Annotated in this window: 18 protein-coding genes; 6 read left to right on the top strand and 12 right to left on the bottom strand. The window is 59.9% G+C overall.

Annotated features, from left to right (window positions below):
• Positions 1 to 8 precede the first annotated feature (8 nt).
• Positions 9 to 2,096, top strand: coding sequence for a penicillin-binding protein 1C (pbpC, locus tag ACYJRZ_RS06555; RefSeq protein WP_459457281.1), 2,088 nt, complete (start codon positions 9 to 11; stop codon positions 2,094 to 2,096).
• Positions 2,097 to 2,190: 94 nt separating this feature from the next.
• Positions 2,191 to 2,550, top strand: a complete 360-nt coding sequence (locus ACYJRZ_RS06550; protein WP_459457279.1) for a nuclear transport factor 2 family protein — start codon at positions 2,191 to 2,193, stop codon at positions 2,548 to 2,550.
• Between the two features lie 255 nt (positions 2,551 to 2,805).
• Here the strand turns inward: ACYJRZ_RS06550 and pheT are convergent, their stop codons facing one another.
• The 5 genes from pheT to infC form a co-directional block, all read right to left on the bottom strand.
• On the bottom strand, positions 2,806 to 5,229 hold the full coding sequence (gene pheT / locus ACYJRZ_RS06545) for a phenylalanine--tRNA ligase subunit beta (protein ID WP_459457277.1): 2,424 nt from the start codon (positions 5,227 to 5,229) through the stop codon (positions 2,806 to 2,808).
• A 16-nt stretch (positions 5,230 to 5,245) separates the two neighbouring features.
• Positions 5,246 to 6,328 (bottom strand): phenylalanine--tRNA ligase subunit alpha, encoded by a 1,083-nt coding sequence (gene pheS / locus ACYJRZ_RS06540; RefSeq protein WP_113251301.1) that lies wholly within the window; start codon positions 6,326 to 6,328, stop codon positions 5,246 to 5,248.
• A 327-nt stretch (positions 6,329 to 6,655) separates the two neighbouring features.
• Entirely contained in the window at positions 6,656 to 7,060 is a 405-nt protein-coding gene (rplT, locus tag ACYJRZ_RS06535) for a 50S ribosomal protein L20 (protein WP_112508993.1), read from the bottom strand.
• 37 nt (positions 7,061 to 7,097) lie between these two features.
• Positions 7,098 to 7,301 (bottom strand): 50S ribosomal protein L35, encoded by a 204-nt coding sequence (gene rpmI, locus ACYJRZ_RS06530; RefSeq protein WP_012759782.1) that lies wholly within the window; start codon positions 7,299 to 7,301, stop codon positions 7,098 to 7,100.
• A gap of 322 nt (positions 7,302 to 7,623) precedes the next feature.
• Complete coding sequence (infC, locus tag ACYJRZ_RS06525; protein ID WP_174176104.1) at positions 7,624 to 8,160, bottom strand: translation initiation factor IF-3; 537 nt, start codon at positions 8,158 to 8,160, stop codon at positions 7,624 to 7,626.
• Positions 8,161 to 8,436: 276 nt separating this feature from the next.
• Between infC and ACYJRZ_RS06520 the strand changes: the two genes are divergently transcribed.
• Both ACYJRZ_RS06520 and ACYJRZ_RS06515 read left to right on the top strand, forming a co-directional pair.
• Entirely contained in the window at positions 8,437 to 9,249 is an 813-nt protein-coding gene (locus ACYJRZ_RS06520; protein WP_459457273.1) for an alpha/beta hydrolase, read from the top strand.
• A 233-nt stretch (positions 9,250 to 9,482) separates the two neighbouring features.
• Positions 9,483 to 10,082 (top strand): transglutaminase-like cysteine peptidase, encoded by a 600-nt coding sequence (locus ACYJRZ_RS06515; RefSeq protein WP_459457271.1) that lies wholly within the window; start codon positions 9,483 to 9,485, stop codon positions 10,080 to 10,082.
• A 123-nt stretch (positions 10,083 to 10,205) separates the two neighbouring features.
• On the opposite strand, the gene ACYJRZ_RS06510 is transcribed toward ACYJRZ_RS06515, so the two are convergent.
• Together ACYJRZ_RS06510 and mbfA are read right to left on the bottom strand one after the other, a co-directional pair.
• Positions 10,206 to 10,394 carry a hypothetical protein gene (locus tag ACYJRZ_RS06510; RefSeq protein ID WP_459457269.1) on the bottom strand — a complete coding sequence of 63 codons (189 nt, stop codon included), beginning with the start codon at positions 10,392 to 10,394 and terminating at the stop codon, positions 10,206 to 10,208.
• Positions 10,395 to 10,641: 247 nt separating this feature from the next.
• Positions 10,642 to 11,625, bottom strand: a complete 984-nt coding sequence (mbfA, locus tag ACYJRZ_RS06505) for an iron exporter MbfA (protein ID WP_459457267.1) — start codon at positions 11,623 to 11,625, stop codon at positions 10,642 to 10,644.
• A 254-nt stretch (positions 11,626 to 11,879) separates the two neighbouring features.
• On the opposite strand from mbfA, the gene ACYJRZ_RS06500 reads away from it, so the two are divergent.
• Entirely contained in the window at positions 11,880 to 12,347 is a 468-nt protein-coding gene (locus tag ACYJRZ_RS06500; RefSeq protein WP_459457265.1) for a group III truncated hemoglobin, read from the top strand.
• A 389-nt stretch (positions 12,348 to 12,736) separates the two neighbouring features.
• On the opposite strand, the gene ACYJRZ_RS06495 is transcribed toward ACYJRZ_RS06500, so the two are convergent.
• Positions 12,737 to 13,657, bottom strand: a complete 921-nt coding sequence (locus ACYJRZ_RS06495; protein ID WP_459457263.1) for an EamA family transporter — start codon at positions 13,655 to 13,657, stop codon at positions 12,737 to 12,739.
• 98 nt (positions 13,658 to 13,755) lie between these two features.
• The gene (locus ACYJRZ_RS06490; RefSeq protein ID WP_459458663.1) at positions 13,756 to 14,781 is read right to left on the bottom strand and encodes a histone deacetylase family protein; all 1,026 of its coding nucleotides are present in this window, start codon (positions 14,779 to 14,781) and stop codon (positions 13,756 to 13,758) included.
• A gap of 146 nt (positions 14,782 to 14,927) precedes the next feature.
• On the opposite strand from ACYJRZ_RS06490, the gene ACYJRZ_RS06485 reads away from it, so the two are divergent.
• Complete coding sequence (locus tag ACYJRZ_RS06485; RefSeq protein WP_459457261.1) at positions 14,928 to 15,545, top strand: HAD-IA family hydrolase; 618 nt, start codon at positions 14,928 to 14,930, stop codon at positions 15,543 to 15,545.
• On the opposite strand, the gene ACYJRZ_RS06480 is transcribed toward ACYJRZ_RS06485, so the two are convergent.
• From ACYJRZ_RS06480 to ACYJRZ_RS06470, 3 genes are all read right to left on the bottom strand, one after another.
• Positions 15,533 to 15,982: a hypothetical protein gene (locus ACYJRZ_RS06480; RefSeq protein ID WP_459457259.1), complete on the bottom strand. Its 450-nt coding sequence runs from the start codon at positions 15,980 to 15,982 to the stop codon at positions 15,533 to 15,535. The two genes, ACYJRZ_RS06485 and ACYJRZ_RS06480, sit on opposite strands and share 13 nt — an antisense overlap.
• A gap of 196 nt (positions 15,983 to 16,178) precedes the next feature.
• Positions 16,179 to 16,700 (bottom strand): N-acetyltransferase family protein, encoded by a 522-nt coding sequence (locus ACYJRZ_RS06475; protein WP_459457257.1) that lies wholly within the window; start codon positions 16,698 to 16,700, stop codon positions 16,179 to 16,181.
• Between the two features lie 17 nt (positions 16,701 to 16,717).
• Positions 16,718 to 17,290 (bottom strand): helix-turn-helix domain-containing protein, encoded by a 573-nt coding sequence (locus ACYJRZ_RS06470; RefSeq protein ID WP_459457255.1) that lies wholly within the window; start codon positions 17,288 to 17,290, stop codon positions 16,718 to 16,720.
• Between the last annotated feature and the right edge of the window lie 109 nt (positions 17,291 to 17,399).

The following is a 17,399-nucleotide window of genomic DNA, read 5'->3' as shown; positions in this document are numbered from 1 at the left end:
AAGCAGTCATGAAGGCGCGGTTGAAAATTGCGATCGGCTTTGGAGCCACTGCTTTGATGGCGGTGGCTCTGGTCTTTGGCCTGGAAGCCGCGGACCGAGCCTATCCGCCGCCGCTCGACAATGCGCGCGTGGTTTCGGCCGAGGTGCTCGACGCCAAAAGCGATCTGCTGCGTGCCTTCGCGACGCCAGAGGGTCGCTGGCGGCTGAAGACCAACGTTGCCGATGTCGATCCGCAATATCTGCGCATGCTGGTCGCCTATGAGGACCGGCGCTTCTACGACCACCATGGCGTCGATCCTATGGCGATCGGCCGTGCCTTCCTGCAGCTCCTCACCCATGGCCGCATCGTCTCCGGCGGCTCGACGCTCACCATGCAGGTGGCGCGCCTGATCGAGCCACGCAGCGAACGCTCGATGATGGCGAAGCTCCTGCAGGTCGTCCGTGCCATCCAGATCGAGCGGCGGCTGACCAAGGAACAGATCCTCGATCTCTATCTGACCCATGCGCCCTATGGCGGCAATCTGGAAGGCGTGCGCGCCGCAAGCCTTGCCTATTTCGGCAAGGAGCCGCGACACCTGACAGTCGCGCAGGCAGGCTTGCTCGTGGCGCTTCCGCAGTTGCCGGAAAAGCGCCGACCGGACCGCAATCTCGCGGCCGCTCAGGCTGCCCGCCATCGCGTGCTCGAGCGCGCGGCGGTGGCAGCTGTTATCGGCGAAGGCGAAGCGGAGCGCGCATCGCTCTCCCCCCTTCCGGCTCAGCGCCGTCAACTGCCGGCCTATGCCGCGCATGTCTCCGAATTGGCACTGCGCAAGCAGCCGGGCATCATCAAGCACAAGACGACGCTGCGGCGGGATGTGCAGCAGGGCCTCGAAGCCGTTGCCGATGCGGCGGCAAAGGGGCTTGGGCCGAAGGTGTCTGTCGCCATGATCATGGCCGACGTCAAGACCGGCGAGATCATCGGCGAGGTCGGTTCGGCCAATTATTTCGATTCCTCGCGCGCCGGCTGGGTCGATATGACCCGCGTGCTGCGCTCGCCCGGCTCGACGCTGAAGCCCTTCATCTACGGCCTCGCCTTCGAGCAGGGCTATGTGGCGCAGGAAACGATCATCGAGGATCGCCCCGCCGATTTCTACGGCTACCGCCCTCGCAATTTCGACATGAGCTATCAAGGCGATGTCAGCGTGCGCCAGGCGCTGCAATTGTCGTTGAATGTGCCGGCCGTGCGACTGCTCGATGCCGTAGGCCCCACACGACTACTGGTGCGCTTCCGCCGCGCCGACGTAAAGCCGAAGCTGCCGCCGAACGAAGCGCCCGGCCTTGCCATCGGCCTTGGTGGCGTCGGCGTGACGCTGAAGGACCTTGTGCAGCTTTATGCCGGGCTCGCCAATCGCGGCAAGGCGATGCGGATCGGCGACGGCGTTCAGGACGAGCCGGGGCCGATCGAGGGCGAGCCGCTGATGGAGCCGATCGCGGTGTGGAACATCACCGACATTCTCTCCGATATCATCGCGCCGCGGGGCAGCAAGCAGCTCGGCATCGCCTACAAGACCGGCACCAGCTACGGCAACCGCGATGCCTGGTCGATCGGCTATGACGGCGCGCATGTGCTCGGCGTCTGGGTCGGCCGTCCGGATAATGGCGTTGTGCCAGGACTGGCGGGTTATGTTTCCGCCGCGCCCATCCTGTTCGAAGCCTTTGCGAAATCCGGCGTTGCCATTACTCCCTTCCCTGCCGCTCCCATGGGTGCCGTACGCATTGCGCCGACCGAACTGCCGATCAGCCAGCGGCGCTTTTCCGTGACCGCCGCCGGGTTACTGGCCGCCTCGAGCCGCGAACCCGCCCCACAGATCGTCTATCCGCCGGAAGGCGCGCGCGTCGATCTCGGCGCCAGCGGCGGCAACGACCAGATCATGCCGCTGGCGCTGAAGCTGCAGGGCGGACGGGCGCCGTTCCGCTGGCTCGCCAACGGCAAGCCGTTGCCCGATATGTCGCGCCGCCGCACGAATCAATGGACGCCCGATGGCGCCGGCTATTCGACGCTGACCGTCATCGATGCGGCGGGTCGCGCGGCAAGCGTGCGGGTTTTTGTCGAGTAATACCCGTCAAATCATTGCGATCACACCGCATGCATTTTTGTCAGCCGCCGGCGTCTATGATATCTTAGGCATAACTCAAACGAGGAATGACGAGATGTCGGAAGAGCAGGCAATCCGTGCGGTCGTTCATCTCTATGTCGATGGAATGGCATTCGCGAACGAGCCGGCGCTGCGCAAGGCTTTCCATCCGCGAGCAGCGATCATCGGCAATTATCAAGGCGCGGTGGAATGGATGACGCGGGATGAATTCATCGCCGCGATCGTCGAGGAAGGCAGTGCGCCGCCCGGAACCATACCGCTGATGGAGATCGAGTTGATCGATATCGAAGGCGATGCGGCCAGCGTCAAGGTCGTCGACGAATTCGCCGGGATGCGGTTTTCGGACTATCTATCTCTGGTGAAGATCGAGGGGCGGTGGAGTATCGTTAATAAGGTCTATCATCTGCATCGGTAAAGCCGATTGCTTTTGATGTGCCGCACCTCTGATACCCCTCTGTCACTTCGTGACATCTCCCCCACAAGGGGGGAGATTGTTGGGAGTATGCCGTACGCTCATTCAAACCTAAAAAGCTTCAGCGTCTGCAGCCTCGATATTTTCTTGAGGCAGGCGAGCGTCGCGAGTTACCAATCTCCCCCCTTGTAGGGGGATGTCGCGAAAGCGATAGAGGGGAGTAACTCACCCTCAGCGAACTCTGCAGCCGCAGCCGCCTTACCCTCTCAGCACCCCACCCGTCGACTTCGTGACATTCGCCACGATCTTCTGCGTCAGCACCTCGAAATCCTCGTCGGTCAGCGTGCGCTCGGCCGGCTGGATCTGAACCTCGATGGCAATCGACTTCTTGCCTTCGCCGAGCGATGCGCCCTCGAAGATGTCGAAGACGTTGACGCCGGTGACCAGCTTGCGGTCGGCACCGGCGGCAGCGCGGATGATCGCTCCGGCTTCCACCGACTTGTCGACCACAAAGGCGAAGTCGCGCTTGACCGCCTGGAAGGGGGAAAGCTCCAGCGCCGGCTTGGTGCGGGTCGCCTTCTTCTTCGGTTCGGGCATGGCATCGATATAGACTTCGAAGCCGGCGAGAGCGCCCGACACGTCGAGCGCTTCCAGCGTTTTGGGGTGGAATTCGCCGAAATAGCCGAGCACGACCTTCGGACCCATCTTGATGGTGCCGGAGCGGCCGGGGTGATACCAGGCTGGGCCGCCCTGCTCGATCTGGATGTTGCCCATCGGCAGGCCGCAGGCCTCGAGGACGGCGAGAGCATCGGCCTTGGCGTCGAAGACATCGACGGGCTTGCCGCCGCCCTTGGTGGCGTTCGACCACATCCGGCCGGCGCCGACAAGCGTTGCGGTACCGCGGCGGATGCCGCCGGCAACGCGGCGCTGGCCCTCGGGTGTATCGTTTTCATACGTACCCGAGACTTCGAAGATCGCGACGTCGCCATAGCCCTTGTCGGCATTGCGCTGCGCCGCCGACAGCAGACCCGGCAGCAGCGAGGGACGCATGTCGGACATATCAGCGGCGATCGGGTTGGCAAGCTTCAGCGCGTTGGAGCCGCCGCCGAAGAGCTTCGCCTGATCTTCCGAAATGAAGGACCAGGTGACCGCTTCCAGCATGCCGCGCGCTGCGAGCGCCCGCTTGGCGGTGCGCGTGCGGATCTGCAGCGTCGTCAGGATCTTGCCGTTGACGGCGGTGTGGCTGCTAAGCGGCTGCGGCTTGATATTGTCGACGCCGTGGATGCGCATGATCTCTTCGACGAGGTCGGCCTTGCCGTCGACATCCGGACGCCAGGAGGGCACGGCGACGGAAATGCGCTCACCGGAACCCGAGACCGAGAAGCCGAGCTTCGTGAGGATCGATTTGCTCTCATCGGCCGAGACTTCGAGGCCGGTCAGGCGCTTGACTTCCGACAGCGGGAAATCGACGACCTTGGCCTCATAGCCCTTGTAGCCTTCGACGCGGGCCTTGGCGGCCGTACCGCCACAGCAGGCGAGCACCAGCTCCGTCGTGCGCTCGAGGCCGGGAACCATATATTCCGGATCGACGCCGCGCTCGAAGCGATAGCGCGCATCGGTGATGATGCCGAGGTTGCGGCCAGTCTTAGCGATGTTCATCGGATCCCAGAGCGCGGATTCGATCAGCACGTCCGTGGTGTTCTCGTCACAGCCGGATTGCTCGCCGCCCATGATGCCGCCAATCGACTCGACGCCGTTGTCATCGGCGATGACGACATTGCTGGGGTTGAGCTTGTATTCGCGCTCGTCGAGCGCCAGCACGGTTTCGCCGTCCCTAGCGCGGCGCACGATCAGATTGCCCTTGACCTTGGCGGCGTCGAAGACGTGCATCGGGCGGCCCTGGTCGAAGGTCATGTAGTTGGTGATGTCGACAAGCGCGCTAATTGGACGGAGGCCGATGGCAAGCAGGCGCTGCTGCATCCACTTCGGGCTTGGGCCGTTCTTGACGCCGCGCACGAGGCGAAGCGCAAAACCCGGGCACAAGCGCGCATCGTCCAGCACGATCTTGAGTTCGGTCGGCGTTTCGCCCTGGACAGGAAAAGTTGGCGTGAGGCGCGGCTTCAGCGTGCCGAGGCCGGAGGCGGCGAGATCGCGGGCGATGCCATAGACGCCAGTGCAATCCGGGCGGTTCGGCGTCAGGTTGATCTCGATGACCGGATCGTCGAGCCCGGCATAGGCCGCAAAGCTCGTGCCAACAGGCGCATCTTCCGGAAGGTCGATGATGCCGTCATGGCTGTCGGAGATTTCGAGCTCCTTTTCCGAGCACATCATGCCGCGGCTTTCGACACCGCGGATGTTGCCGATCGCAAGCGTCACATCGATGCCGGGAACATAGGTGCCGGGGGCGGCGAAGGCGCCGACGAGGCCGGCGCGCGCATTGGGCGCGCCGCAGACGACCTGAACGGGCGCGCCGCTGCCGGTATCGACCATCAGCACCTTGAGGCGATCGGCCTGGGGATGCTTTTCGGCCGAGAGAACCTTGGCGATGACGAAGGGCTTGAACGCAGCCTTGTCGTCGACCTCTTCCACTTCCAGCCCGATCATCGTCAGGCGGGCGCAGATCTCGTCAAGCGAGGCGTCGGTTTCCAGGTGCTCTTTCAGCCAGGAGAGTGTGAATTTCATGTGCTTTATCCCTTCCTTACGCGCTCAGGCCGCCGAACAGGGTCGGCATGTCGAGCGGGCGGAAGCCATAGTGGTTCATCCAGCGGACATCGGCATTGAAGAAGTCGCGCAAGTCGGGCATGCCGTATTTCAGCATGGCGATGCGATCGAGACCCATACCCCAGGCAAAGCCCTGATATTCGTCCGGATCGAGACCGCCATAGCGCAGGACGTTCGGATGCACCATGCCGCAGCCGAGGATTTCCATCCAGTCGGTGCCTTCGCCGAACTTGACGATCGGGCCGGAGCGGTCACACTGGATATCGACCTCGAAGGACGGCTCCGTGAACGGGAAGAAGGACGGACGGAAGCGCATCGTCACATTGTCGACCTCGAAGAAGGTCTTGCAGAACTCTTCCAGCACCCACCGGATATTGGCGACATTTGCCGTCTTGTCGATGACAAGACCTTCGACCTGGTGGAACATCGGTGAATGCGTGGCGTCGCTATCCTGACGGTAGGTCTTTCCCGGGATGATGATGCGAATCGGCGGCTTTTGCGCTTCCATGGTGCGCACCTGCACCGGCGAGGTGTGCGTGCGCAGCACCTTTCGCTCACCCTTTTCATCCGGCTGGAAGAAGAAGGTGTCGTGCATCTCGCGCGCCGGATGCCCTTCCGGGAAGTTCAGCGCCGTGAAGTTATAATAATCGGTTTCGACATCCGGACCTTCGGCGATCGAGAAGCCCATGTCGCCGAAGATGGCGGTGATCTCGTCGACGATCTGGCTGATCGGATGGATGCGACCGCGTTCGGCTGGCGACGAGCGGACCGGCAGGCTGACATCGACCGTCTCGGCCTTCAGCTTCGCCTCGATCGCAGCATCGCGCAGCTCGCTCTTGCGGGCATTGATGGCATCGGTCACGGCGTTCTTCAGCGCATTGATCGCCGCGCCGCGTGTCTGCCGCTCTTCCGGCGACATCGAGCCCAGCGTTTTCAGCAGTTCCGAAACCGAGCCCTTCTTGCCGAGCGCGGCAACCCTGACGGCTTCGATCGACTGCTCATCGGTCGCCGCGGCCACCTCGGCCATGAGTTGGGTTTCGAGTGTTACGAGTTCCGTCATCTGATCCTGCCTTGCGGGCGGCGGGCATGGAACGCCGCTCATTCCGCGGAATAATGGATGAACGCCCACATCGGACAGCTTGTGGCAACGATGAAGCGCTGCAGATCACTATCCATGTGCAAGCGGCCAATCAACCGGGCAAATGACAAAAACACGCCAAGAATGCGGTCGCTGGTATGTGTCGCCCGGTGCGCGGCCCGTTTTTCGAGCTTCGCCCAACAAGACAGCCTGACACGATGGAAAAGCGTATGCTGCAAAACACAAAACCCGCGCCGGTTTCGCCGGCGCGGGTTTCATAATGAATTACGAAAGACGTGCGAGGCAGCGTTAGTTAACGGCTGCTTCGAACTCGTTCTTCGTGCCGGCTTCCTTGAGGTATTCAAGCGCCTTCTTCGAAGCAGCGACGAGCGCGCCGAAAGCTTCCGACTCATGGATTGCCATGTCGGAGAGAACCTTGCGGTCGACTTCGATACCAGCCTTGTTCAGACCGTCGATAAAGCGGCCATAGGTCAGGCCATGCTCGCGGACGGCAGCGTTGATACGCTGGATCCAGAGGGCGCGGAAGTTGCGCTTGTTAACCTTGCGGTCGCGATAAGCATACTGCTTTGCACGATCGACGGCAGCCTTGGCGGTACGGATGGTGTTCTTGCGACGGCCGTAGAAGCCCTTGGCAGCCTTCAGAACCTTCTTGTGCTTGGCGTGGGCGGTAACGCCTCTTTTTACGCGTGCCATTTCATGATCTCCTTAGTCTATAGCGTTACGAATAGTCTTAGAGACCGTTCGGCAAGTAGTTCTTGATAACCTTACGACCATCCGGTTCTGCGAGAACCATGGTGCCGCGGGCATCGCGAATGAACTTGTTGCTACGCTTGATCATGCCGTGGCGCTTGCCAGCAGCGGCTGCCTTGACCTTGCCGGATGCGGTGATCTTGAACCGCTTCTTGGCAGAGGACTTCGTCTTCATCTTGGGCATTTTGCTACTCCTTCGATGCTTCCTGGCGCGCTTTGCTTAAAAGCCCTTCCCACAGATCCGGAACTGACCGGGCTGCAACAAGGTGCCGGAGCGTTTGTTGTTGAACGGCGGATACGGTGACGAACCGCTCCGCCAGCATTCTGAACTGCCACGGCATGCCCTGCCGGTCAGTTCGGACGCGCGCTTATAACCGCACTTGCCTTCAAGTGCAACGGTGCCAATGCGGGAATCTTTGCAGATCGATGACAGGCGTCGACCTCTGCCGTAGAAAAGGAAAAGCCGTCCAGGGGACGGCTCCGGCCTCTCTATTGCGACTTGCGCCTCACTTCGGCGCAAGCACCATCATCATCTGGCGGCCTTCGAGCTTGGGCTCGGCCTCCACCTTGGCGATCTCGATCGTATCTTCCTTGACCTGCTGAAGAAGCTTCATACCGAGTTCCTGGTGGGCCATTTCGCGGCCACGGAACTTCAAGGTCACCTTCACCTTGTCGCCTTCCTCAAAGAAACGGCCGATCGCCTTCATCTTCACCTCATAGTCATGGGTGTCGATGTTGGGACGCATCTTGATTTCTTTGACTTCGACGATCTTCTGCTTCTTGCGCGCCTCGGCGGCCTTCTTCTGGTTGGCATATTTCAGCTTGCCCAGATCGAGGATCTTGCACACAGGCGGTTCGGCATTGGGGGAAATCTCTACCAGATCGAGACCGGCCTCCTCTGCCATTCTCAATGCCTGGTCGGTCGGGACGATGCCCATATTCGCGCCGTCGGCAGCGATGAGCTGAACCTTGGGAATGCGAATTTCCCTGTTGGAACGTGGCCCGTCCTTTACGGGCGCATCGGTTTTAAAGGGTCTGCGAATGGTCGTATTCTCCACGAATTGTTTCGGATAGCTGCAGCCTCTCGCTCCCCGTCGGCGCAACTGACGGAAATGTCGTAAAAGCTATGTTGAAGTCAATAGCATGACAGCAGGAAAAAAGCACCTCCCGCGTGTCAATAGAGTGTCGCGGAAGCGCGAGATGCGCGAAGGACACAGTATCTAGGCAATTATATAGAGAGCCCAGCGAAAAGTTCGAGGATTTTTCAGGTCACGACAGCGCGAATCTGTTTTATAGGGCAGAAAATCCGGGAGCTTTTCATGTCCGAGACAGGCGCAACCATCCAACCGACCTTCCTTCCCGTTGGCACGGGCGACAGCGAGCGCCAGATCGCCATCATCCAGCGCGCTGCCGGCAAGGGCGCCAAGAATGTCAGCTTCGTCTGGTTGTCCGGCTATCGATCCGACATGAGCGGAACCAAGGCATTGGAACTGGATGCGCTGGCGGCGCGGCTCGGTGTCGGTTGCATCCGCTTCGACTATTCCGGTCACGGCCAATCCGGCGGCAAGTTCACCAACGGCACGATTTCGCGCTGGCTGGAAGAGGCGCTTGCCGTCATCGACCATACCAAGCCGAAGAAGATCGTTCTCGTCGGCTCATCGATGGGCGGCTGGATCGCGCTCAGGGCCATCCAGGAACTGCGCAAGCGAAAGAAAGCACCCGCGATCGCGGGCCTCGTGCTGATCGCGCCCGCGCCCGATTTCACCATCGACCTCATCGAGCCCAATCTTTCCGATGTCGAGCGGCGTTCGCTGGCAGAGCGCGGCTACTTTGAAGAGCCTTCGGAATACAGCCCCGAGCCCAATATCTTCACCCGCGCCCTCATCGAGGACGGCCGGGCCAACCGCGTGCTCACCGGCATCATCGAGACAGGCTGCCCCGTGCATATCTTGCAAGGCATGGAGGACGCCGACGTGCCTTTCTCGCATTCGTTAAAGCTGGTCGAACACCTGCCTGCCGACGATGTGGTGTTAACACTTGTGCGTGACGGCGATCACCGCCTGTCGCGGCCGCAGGATCTGGAGCGCATGCTCGTTGTAGCTGAGACATTGGCGCTTCATAATATCCCATAAAAACAATTAGATATCTGGACCCTCTCATCGCGCGGCCTCCTTTCGCGGCCGCTGGATGAACACACCCCTGTAATCGCAGGCGGCAGAGAATATGGCAGCTATTCCGTTGATTGTGCCGAAATTAACCATATGAGCCGGTTCCCGCGTTAACACTTAAGTAACGATTGACTTCGCGCACCCCCCTACATTAACAATTTGTTAACAAATGCAGGGACGATACAAGGATAGTGGGCGTGCGTATAAAGGGCTTGTTGATTGCCTTCGCTGCTATAGTTGCGATGTCGTCGGCGGCGATGCCAGCACCTCAGCAGGGCTCTTCGATGACCGTCGGCAATGTGACTTCCCAGCCGATCGGGCACTATGACTTTTGTCAGAGACATACCGATGAGTGCGGCCCGATCCGCAATATCGGCCCCGTCGACATGAACGCCGCCGCCTGGGCGCTGGTCAATCAGGTCAATCTGCGCGTCAACAAGACCATCCGTCCGGCGACCGATATGGAAGTCTACGGCCAGGAAGAATATTGGGAATATCCGAAAACCGCCGGCGACTGCGAGGATTTTGCCCTTCTGAAGCGCAGAATGCTGATGCAGAGCGGCATTTCCGCATCCAATCTGCTGATGACGGTTGTGCGCAAGCCCGATGGCGAGGGACATGCCGTGCTGACGCTGCGCACCAAACAGGGCGATTTCATCCTCGACAATCTCGAAGACGAGATCAAGGTCTGGAACCAGACCCCCTATTCCTACCTGAAGCGCCAGGCAAGCTTCAACACCGGTCGCTGGGTGACTATCGAGAATGGCAACGACGTCCTAGTCGGCGCCGTCAAGTAAGCGAAAGCCAAACTTCTCTTCAATGCAGATAGGCCGGCCCATCGGACCGGCCTTTTGCTTTTCACCACGCATGAAAACGTCCCTTACTTTCGGGTAAGGGCGACGTGGTCATCACCACAAACGTCAACTGTTTTTATGGCTCTGCTGGCCTGCCTTGACGTGCTGCTCATGGGTACCACCGCGCGAGCCGCCAGAGTGCTGCTCGCGAGAGCCGCTGGACGAAGCATTCCTCGCATTGTCGTTTTCCATGTTCTTGTGGCTTTGTTGGCCAGCCTTCACATGCTGCTCGTGGGTTCCACCTTGGTTTGCCATTGGATCGTCTCCTTTGGTTTGCATAGAGGCCAAAAGCGGCCTCGTATTGCTAACCGATGGCAGTGGAAGGCGTTCCGACTTTTAACATTTCGTGATCAGAAAATGACGTCGACCTTCCGGCCGACAAACCAAAACATTGTCCATCCCTTACCGCCGGTCCTTCGCTTGGGCATCCCGAGCTTGTCCGAAGGGCGTTCGACGCTCGAAACGATCATCAGATCGTTTCGTCGGCGACGCCGAACGCATCTCACCCATTTCCGATCAGAATGCCGGCACCCAGCACAAGCGAGCCGCCGAGGACGACCTGGAAGGCAGCCCGCAAGAAGGGCGTTTCCATGTACTTGTTCTGGATGAACGCGATGGCCCATAGCTCAAAGAAAACAACCACGGCCGCAGTAATCGTCGCAGTCCAGAAATGCGGAATGAGATAGGGCAAAGCGTGGCCAAGGCCGCCTATCGCCGTCATGATACCGCAAGCGAGGCCGCGCTTGATCGGCGAACCGCGCCCGGAAATTTTGCCGTCGTCATGAGCGGCCTCGGTAAAGCCCATCGAAATACCGGCGCCAACCGAAGCCGATAGACCGACGAGAAAGGTTTGCCAGGTCTGCTGTGTGGCGAAGGCGGCGGCAAAGATCGGCGCCAGCGTCGAGACGGAGCCATCCATCAGGCCGGCGAGACCCGGCTGCACATAGGTCAGCACGAACTGGCGGCGTGCCTGCGCATCCTCCTCGTGCTTGACCTCTTCCGGCGTATGCTTCTCGCCAAGCATGCGGGCGACGTCTTCATGGCCTTGCTCGGCAAGTGCGAGATCGCCGAGAAGCTGGCGCGTCGAAGCGTCGGAGACCTGCTTGGCCGCTTCGATATAGAAATTATAGGCCTGCTGTTCCATCGCCTCGGCCTCGTTACGCATGGCATCGAGAGAGAGGTTCTTACGCAACCAATCCGGCTTGCGCTCGTAAAAGCCACTCACATGCTCGCGCCTGATCAGCGGAATGCGCTCGCCGAAGCGTCGACGATGCATATCAATCAGCATCTTGCGATGACCGTCCTCGACCTCAGCCATATCCTCGAACACTTTGGCGGACTCGGGATAGTGCGGACGGAGCGTATCGGCATAGGCGAGATAGATGCGGGAATCATCCTCTTCCGCCGCTATGGCGATCGCTAGGATTTCCTGTTCGGAAAGCGAGGTGAAGGGGCGTTTGGACGGGCGGAACAGGCCTAACAGCATCGGAGACAACCTTATGACTTTAGAATTATTCTAAATCTAAAGTCAGCGATGACGCTGGTCAAGCGGGATGTGGCGGCTTGTGGACTGTGCATTGAGGAATTCACGATTCATCGCGATAATGTCAGCCACCGCGCGGCGGTTTGACAGATTGCCGCAACATTCCGATGACGCCTTGGGCCGAACCGGCAAATTGCTTACATAGATGAAGACAGCTGTGGCTTGCGGCGATGTCCCGCCCGAGCCAGGAGATTATCATGGAACAGGAACTGACGGCCCGTGCCGCTCATCTCGCCGGCATTCGCGAGAGAGCCGAGGCGGAAATGGCCGGCATGGGCATCGATGCTGCCTTCATCGACAGGCTGGTCGATACATTTTATGGACGCGTTCAGTCACATCCCCGACTCGGGCCGGTCTTCGACGGACGCCTTGCCGGACGCTGGCCGGATCACATGGAAAAGATGAAACGTTTCTGGTCCTCCGTCGCCTTCAAGAACGGCGCCTATGGCGGCAAGCCGGTGCAGGCTCATCTCGGCGTCGAGGGCATGGCGGCCGACCTCTTTCCCGAATGGCTGGCGCTTTTCTCCGAAACGCTTGGCGACATCGCGCCTTCGGCGGACGCCAAAATGTGGTTCATGGTGACAGCCGAACGCATCGCCAAGAGCCTGACGCTCTCACTCTTCCATAATCCAGCGCTGGACGATCCCGCGCTAAAGAAGGTTTAAAGTTTGTCCGACAATAGGCTCACTGCGGCGTCGTGCATTGGCCGAAGCCATGAGCTGCCGACTTTCGCTCTTTTTATCGCTTTAAGATATTTGACGGTAAATCGATCAGAGAGAGTTTGTTTTGCAATTGAGCATGCCTTTGACGCAGTCCGCCCTGCTGCTCATCCTGACCACACTGTCTTTGGCCGTCTCTTGCCGTTTAGCGCGCTATCCGCAGAGAACCAGTGTGGGGATTGGACTTGGCGTCGGTACTGGCCTTGTACTGATCATCGCCATGTCCTCGCTGGTTGGGTTCCTAAGCGAGGTCCTTCCCTTCGGCCAAATCGATTTTTGGTTGGCAAGCTGGGTGAGCAGCCTCTTTGGCTGAACAAGCGCAGTGCCTGGATTAGCTAGCTGCTGCTTTTCGTCGCAAAAATCGTAGCCCCGATGCTAGCGGCAACAACAAGCGCCGTGCCGAACATTTGTGACGGCGTCATCGGTTGCGACAGGATAACAAAACCGGCAACGGCGCCGATGGCGGGTTCGAGGCTCATGAGAATGCCGAAGGAAGATGTCGGCATGCGCTTGAGCGCCACCATTTCCAGCACATAGGGCAGCAGCGGCACGAGCAGCGCCAAGCCGGCTATTTCAAGCAGGCCGAAGGCCGTCAGATTGGGCACTGCGGAGGCATAGCCAAAGGGCGTGGAGACGACTGCCGCGACCAGGAGCGACATGGAAAGCCCCTCAAGCCCCTGAAAGGCATTGCCGACCTTCTTCGTCAAAAGAATGTAGCAGGCCCATCCTGTCCCAGCCCCGATGGCAAAGAGAATGCCGGGGAGGTTGCCGACCCACTCTTGGCCATCATAGGCCAGCAGCAGAACGCCGACTGCAGCAAGGATCGGCCAGAGAAGCTGGCGGCTGAGCCCGAAGCCGAGGGTCGCGACCAGCAACGGCCCCAGAAATTCGATGGCGACGGCAAGACCCAGTGGAATGCGCGCGATCGCCGAAAAGAAGGAGATTGTCATCAGCGCCGATACGGTGCCGAGCGCCAGCACGCCGAGCCATTGCGAGCGGCTGTAGCTCACAATCTTGGGCCGGACGATAAGCGCCAGCGCGATAGACGCGAAGACGAGGCGCAGCCAGGTCGCGCCGGCCGGGCCATAGGCATGGATGATCGGAGATGAAAGCGCCGAGCCGAACTGGATTGACGACATCGACATAACGCACATCAGTACGCCCGCGGCAACGCCGCCGGTCGATGGCGTAATATCCGGATGCGGCATCAAGGCTGCGCCGCCGTCTGTGCCACTCTCGACAAGTTTCTGTTCCATAACCTCTCCCATCAGGCGAGGTTTTTTAGAAGCTTGACCTTATGCTGGCAAATTCAAACTTTTCATCCTGCGATCAGGCGCTTTGATGCAAGAGTCTCTCACGCTGCGAGGCCTTGCAGCACATTTGCGACGTTAACGCCTATTTCGGACACGCCATAGCCACCCTCCATGCAGACAAGCACGGGCAGCCCGGCGGCCGCGATGCGCTCACCCATGCGGACGAAGTCCTGCGAGGTCAGCTTGAAGAAGGAAATCGGATCGCGTTCGAACGTATCGACTCCGAGCGAGAGCACGATCGTCTCCGCGCCGAACAGCTTGATGCGGGCAAGCGCGTCGTCGAGTGCCGCCGACCAGACCTCCCACCGCGTACCCCGCGGCATCGGGTAATTGCGGTTGGCGCCCAACCCATTTCCCTCGCCTTCCTCGTCGGCATGGCCGAGGAAATAAGGAAAGGCATGGATGGGATCGCCATGCAGCGAGGCCGTGAAAACATCGCCGCGCCGGTAGAATATGTCCTGCGTGCCGTTGCCGTGATGGAAATCGACATCGAGCACGGCAACCTTGGCCGCGCCCTGATCAAGCAGCCGCTGCGCCGCGACCCCGGCATTGTTGATGAAGCAATAGCCGCCGAAGAGATCGATGCCGGCATGATGGCCGGGCGGACGGCAGAGCGCGAAGGCGAAGCGGTTGCCGGCGTTCAGCCAGTCAGCGCCGGTCAGGGCGCAGCGCATCGATGCGAGCGCCGCCTCATAGGAGCCCTTGGTGATCGAGGTATCGGCGGCATTGGCATAATGGCCGATCATGCCGAGGATATTGTCAGGTACGCGCTGACTGGTGCGCCTGACGGGAAAGGAATTGGCGATCGCCTCGCCCTTGTAGCCGGCCGCAACCCAGCGCTCCCATACAACAGCGAGAAAATCGAGATAGGCGGGATTATGCACCTTGCGCGCTGTTTCCAGCCCATGGGCTTCGGGCGCAACGACATCGGTGAAGCCTGCTTCCTTGACGGCGGCGAGGATCCATTCGGCGCGGAAGGGCGCTTCGAAGGGCGTGACGAGCTGGCCATCATGCAGCTCGGTCTTGGCGTCCCTGAGCTTGTGATCCTCCGAATAGATGACCCGCATCATCCCCTCCTCCATCGCCGGCTTTGTTCTGCTGACAATACGAAGGCTTACATGCATCGCGCCCGATAAAAAAGAGCGGGGCGTGGTCTTGAATGCTTCTGCAAACAACTGCACCTTCTGCCTGCATTTGAGGAATTGGAGGCGGCATGAAACTGCTGATGGTCGATGTCGACGGCGTGTTGGTGCATGGCCGTCCGAGCGACGGATTGCCGCTGTTCACCTATCTGGAGCGCGATCTGGGACTGAAGCTGGAGGTACTGCAAGAGGCATTCTTCAAAACCTGCTGGCCTGACATCGTCACCGGCCTCGATGCGCTGGAGCCGAGGCTTGCGGAAGTTCTCGGCAAGATCGCCCCCCATCTCAGCGCTCGAACGCTGATCGACTACTGGTTCGAAAATGACTCCCGCCTGGACTATAGCCTGCTCGACGATCTCGCCGTACTACGGGCCGGGGGAACGAGGATGTTCCTGGCGACCAATCAGGAGCATATGCGCGCCGCCTATCTGATGGACGAACTCGGGCTCTCCGACTATTTCGACGGCATTTTCTATTCCGGGATGCTGGGTTATCAGAAGCCGGCGCCGGAGTTCTTCCGGCTGGCGACCGAGCGCGTCGGCATCGCGCCCGGCGACATCGCCTTCATCGACGACTACCCCGCCAATATCGAAGCGGCGCGGCAATTCGGGTGGAAGGCAATGCATTGGACATCAACCTCCAAGTTGCAGGATGCCATTGCCGTTTTTTCTCAAGCTCAGTCGGAATAGGTGAAGACGACGATCTGTTCGCTCGGCAGTACAATAAGCTGAACGTTCGAGCCAGTCGTAAAAAAGCCGCCGACGCCGGTGGCACCGTCTTTGATAGCTTGCATCCGTCTGGCCCCAAATCCGGCACAGGACATTGATCCTGCCACAGCGCCATCGCCAAACCATTCGCTTGGAGCGGGAGTTGCCTGCCATGCGGCATAAGAGTATCGATAGCTGTTGTCCCGGGCGTTACCCCTTCCTTGGCGGGCGTCGTGGAAGAACGCGATACCCTGATCCTGGATTCTCTCGATCGTATCCGATTTCAGCTGAAAGAGAACGGCGCCGCATACCTCGTGCCGGATGGGCAGCATGATGGTGCGCCAGTCGAAATCGTTACCCCAGATAACGTTGCTTGTTGTCTCAAGCACGCTTGGCAGAGCCTTTCTGTAAAAGCTCACAACACGGTCCTGATAAACGCAATAGGCCAGAATCAATATGAGAACAGCGCCACCAAATATTCGCGTTCGCATCGTCTAAACGTTCTGCCACATTCTGGATCAAGCCATCCTTGGAAACCGCTACCTGACGCATATCAAAAGTTGATAGTCAATCTTAGCGGCACAACCACTCTAAGCAAGTCCTATTTCAACTCCTTCAAGCCGCAATACGCTTATAGAAAATGGTCGTGTCGCAAAGGCCGCCCTGAGGCCACATCGCATAATCCGGCACCACGCCGACGCGCTGCCAACCGAGACGCGGATAGATCGCCTCCGCATCGCTGCCGGTCGCCGTATCGAGCACGAGCAAGGTCTTGCCGATACGGGCTGCCTCGCGCTCCGCCGCCTCCATCAAGAGGCGAGCAAGTCCCTTGCCTCGCGCGGATCTGTGCACAAGCAGCTTTTTTAGATCGCCGCGATGGGGCTGGTTCGGCATCTGGGCTGCGCCCACTTGCACCGTGCCGACGACCCTGCCCTCGATCACGGCGACAAAAAGCAATGTCGCGCCGCTTTCGACGCTGTCGGCTACGCTCTGCCAATAAGGCAATGCGTCGGCAGGTCCATAAGGCTGCATGAAGCCGACGGACGCACCGCCATTGACGCAATCGGCGAGCACGTCGCAGAGATCGGAGAGCATCTCGCGAGCGTCGACAGCGGAGAGAAGACGAATATCGGGCATAAAAAGATCCTTGAGTGTTATGAACGGCCGCGATCGAGGATGACGCTGTAGCGCGCCGGCACCTCGCCCGGATTATGGAAGGCGTGGCCATCGCCAACGCCCATGAAAAGACAATCGCCAGCCGTGAGGCGATGAATGGTGTCACGATGCGTCACCTCCATCTCGCCCTCGAACAGCCAGACATGCTGGGTCATGCCGGCGCTTGCCGTATTCGGCGGGAAGATGACGCGCGCGCCGGCAGGGAAGATGACTTCGACGACATCGACCTTCGATTCGGTTCCCGGCGGCGAGACGGCGCGCCTAACATAGCCGGTGCCGGGGTCGCGCCAGATGGCCTGCTGATCGCGGCGGGCAAGCGGCGACACCTCCTTATCCTCCTCAGCAAAGAAGGCCGAAAGCGAAAGGCCGAGCGCAGCGCAGAGCCGCGACAGCAGCGAGGCCGTCGGGCTCGCCTCCGCCCGCTCGATGCGCGAGATCATGGCACGGCTGACGGCCGAGGCATTGGCAAGCTCATCCAGCGTCAGTCCGCGGGCGATGCGCAACTCCTTGATGCGCACGCCGATCGCCAGTTCCAGATCATCATCCGCCATGACTCATGTCTCACGCTTCGTGATTCTACTATATGAGAAATACACGATCACATGATGGAATCAAGTATGTTTCGACATGGCTCGACGGCGGACCGGAAAAGGCTAACAT

It is taken from the genome of Rhizobium sp. No.120 (genome assembly GCF_054558365.1).
This window is presented reverse-complemented; position numbering and strand designations above follow the sequence as displayed.